This is a genomic window from Escherichia sp. MOD1-EC5950 (assembly GCF_002965345.1).
Taxonomy (GTDB): domain Bacteria; phylum Pseudomonadota; class Gammaproteobacteria; order Enterobacterales; family Enterobacteriaceae; genus Escherichia; species Escherichia marmotae.
The window spans coordinates 1-2,959 of record NZ_PTSR01000070.1; the positions used below are offsets into that span (position 1 = coordinate 1).

The 2,959-nt window shown below is 38.9% G+C and carries 2 protein-coding genes and 2 pseudogenes; 2 read left to right on the forward strand and 2 right to left on the reverse strand.

The features are described from left to right. Window positions 1–900: hypothetical protein (locus tag BEA93_RS24030; RefSeq protein ID WP_236942903.1), on the forward strand; the 900-nt coding region annotated here is incomplete at its 5' end. Between the two features lie 259 nt (window positions 901–1,159). On the opposite strand, the gene BEA93_RS24035 is transcribed toward BEA93_RS24030, so the two are convergent. Both BEA93_RS24035 and BEA93_RS24040 read right to left on the reverse strand, forming a co-directional pair. After that, a complete protein-coding gene (locus BEA93_RS24035; RefSeq protein WP_105225205.1) occupies window positions 1,160–2,065 on the reverse strand; it encodes a hypothetical protein in 906 nt (301 codons plus the stop codon). 468 nt (window positions 2,066–2,533) lie between these two features. Continuing rightward, window positions 2,534–2,683: pseudogene (locus BEA93_RS24040) on the reverse strand (IS91 family transposase); the annotation flags it as partial. 87 nt (window positions 2,684–2,770) lie between these two features. On the opposite strand from BEA93_RS24040, the pseudogene BEA93_RS24050 reads away from it, so the two are divergent. After that, window positions 2,771–2,959 (forward strand): annotated as a pseudogene (locus BEA93_RS24050) (DDE-type integrase/transposase/recombinase); the annotation flags it as partial.

Here is a 2,959-nt window from a genome sequence, read left to right on the forward strand (position 1 = left end):
GAGAACCTTAAGGAAACAACATGTTGGGTGGAGCGGACAATCCAAATGGTGAATTACCGTCTTATATCACTGGCGCTGACACAGAAAATAGGAGCTAACAGGAAGGAATGTATGATTGGGAAAATAGGACAGAATAATATTCTAAATTCCAGCCAAAATATACAAGATGTCAGAGAAACAGGCCAACTTGGAGGCCGGGTCGTAAAAGTTTCAAGGCATCGTATTGCTCAGGAAAAACAATCAGAAATAGATGGTAAAACGGCTTCAGGCGTTTATCTATCAATGCGAGTGCTGGCTGACGATGTTGATAATTTTTTAAAGCCACTGGATATTCGCTTATATCCAGAAAGGTTACATAAATATATTAAATATGATGGCAACACTCCATATATCGAGATGGGAGCAGTCAAAGCAAAAGTTTTTGATTTCACAAATCAACGTCTTGTTGTATTTTATGGGGTTGATTCATTGCGTGATCTTCATTTTATATCAAAAAACATGATGGGGTTTGGGAAAAAGGAAATGGAGGATGCTCTTTTTATAATATCTTCTTTTAAAAATAAATCTAATACAACACTTGTTGGTCATTCAATGGGGGGCGTATTTGCAACATATGCTGGAGTTAAAACTGGCATGAAAGTGGTTAATTTTAATGCTTTAGGTTTAACCAACAGAACAGTAAAGAAACTACAGAGTGACTATAAATGCAATAATATAATAAATGTAAATTCAAAAAATGATTGGGTTAATGAAAAAATAAATCCCAAGTTTAAATTAAATCAAATTGGCAAAAGGTTTTTTGTTGATAACTACGAAAGCCACAATCCGATAACAAAAAATAAAAGTATATTAACATCTATTAGCGATTATATCGAAAAAGAACAGGGCGTCAGGTTCTGAGATAGCAGATTGCACTGCGGGGTAAAAGCGGAAGTGCAGTGGATACAGTCCGATCTCCGACTGAGGTGTACAGGCAATAGCAGACACCACCATGACACCGGCGTTATTACGTTAAACTCAGGCTACCTCATATGAAGCATGAGAGTTACCTCGGGTTTTGTATAAGGATTCGACATCCATATCAAAAGCGGTAACTCTCAATCTTTCAAGGTTATGTGTCAGATCAAGTCGCGACTGGTACAATTAAATGATGAGGCTTTTAAGAACTCTTTGGAGTATATTTTCGCCATAGTTCTGGCTCTCTCTCCCAAGGAGCAGAAACTTCAACTCCATTTTCATAAAAATGTAATTTACCTTTTAACTGTTCTCTTAATCTATAAGCACAGCGTAACTCCACTCCCGTATAAGAAGGCATGTTTATTGGTGAATAAGAACTATTTTTAGTAACAACACTATTCATATCAATTCCATCCAGCGAAAAATGTATATGATACTTGCTACTATCAAGTGTGACGGCCATAATCCCAGCCTTACAACTTCTTTTAATTATATTATAAAATTCCTTGGAAAGTAGACGCAGAGAATCATCATCAAGTTTTTCTCTTGCACCAGTTAGTTTTTTTTCCAACTTATAAAAATCTTCAAATCTTTTTCTGGTATTGAACTTTTGATCTTTTTCACCGATAGCGTCTTGTTGACGCATGGTATGGATATATGCATCAATATCTTCAAAAGACTCATGATTTTTACGAAGTTGAGTGTACTCATCATTGGCTGAGCCTTTATATACTGCATGCCAGGCACAGTCTCTTTTCGCCTCATTCATACTGTCAATACATTGAATGTGCGTATCTTTAAGTTGATCGCTGGGATATATTCTCTGTAATAGTTTAAACCTCTCTAGCCCAAGTCCATACACAAGGTCTCCTCGCTTAGAAGAGAATTGCTCTTTAATGCTCCGCCCTGATAAATAAGATAAAGAGGGCAAAGATTGTTTTTTTGCAGGCCCCCAGACAGAAGGTTGGTTTTTTGCAGGCCCTAAGACATATTTATAAGGTTGCTTTGTGCTTGTTTGTTGATTTACAGAGCGTTTCTCTATTCTTCTGGCGTCAGCAATTTTCTTTTGAGAATTAGTGATGCCTGAACGATGAAAAATATTCGGCATGCTATTGACTCTCCTTATTATTCTGTTTCCCGAATAACCGGCTTCGCCAGAGCTTTGTGTGTGCTGATGTAAACGTATGGAACCAAGACTTCCATTATATTGGACACGCCCAATCATTTGTACCTCACTATTTAACTAAAAAATCACCTGTTTTATATTGCAAATAACATTAAAACAACAACATCATTATAAAATAACGGAGACAATGTCAACTTGTAAATGCCGATAATTATCTGATTTTAGGCTGTTTCCACATTATTGAAGATGGCATAATATTAATTGAACGATAGGAATTTAAATCCCCAAAAGATACCCCTCCCAAAAAAAACGAATGGTTATTCAACACTGGCTGCGAGCCATGAATGCAGCACTGACAATTAAAAGGGGGTTATTGATTGATACCTGATAACAGTGACGCTTTTTTGCTCCATTTTTCTGAAAATAGACGCAACTTCCCCTCTGCGACTCTCAGCCATGCCACCGCATTCGGACCAGCGGCTCATGCATCATAACCAGCTCTGCCAGACGGTCCCCCCTCTTCAGCCCCGTAAACCGCATCTGACTCCCGCACAGCACGTACTTCAGCGGATCTACCTTCAGTAACCGCTGACACTTGCCGAGCAGGCGCTGGAATTCTTTAATCTGCTTCATGACGGCAGCAAGTTCAGAAGCCGGAACTTTATTATTTCTTATTCACTTTCATATCAGAAATGGCTGACAGATATCACGGAGTTCCAGCTTCCTGCAGGAAAGGTCTGGCTATTACCGGTGGTGGACTGCTTCGATGGAAAAGTTGTGAGCTGGTCTCTCAGTACATGCCCCGATGCTGAACTGGTCAACACTATGCTGGATAGCGCTGTCGAAACGTTAAATGCTGGCGAACGACCGGTGATA

What these genes read in the sequence shown, in the direction of transcription:
- BEA93_RS24035 (WP_105225205.1), bottom strand. Translation starts at nt 2,065, where the DNA reads ATGCCGAATATTTTTCATCGTTCAGGCATCACTAATTCTCAAAAGAAA.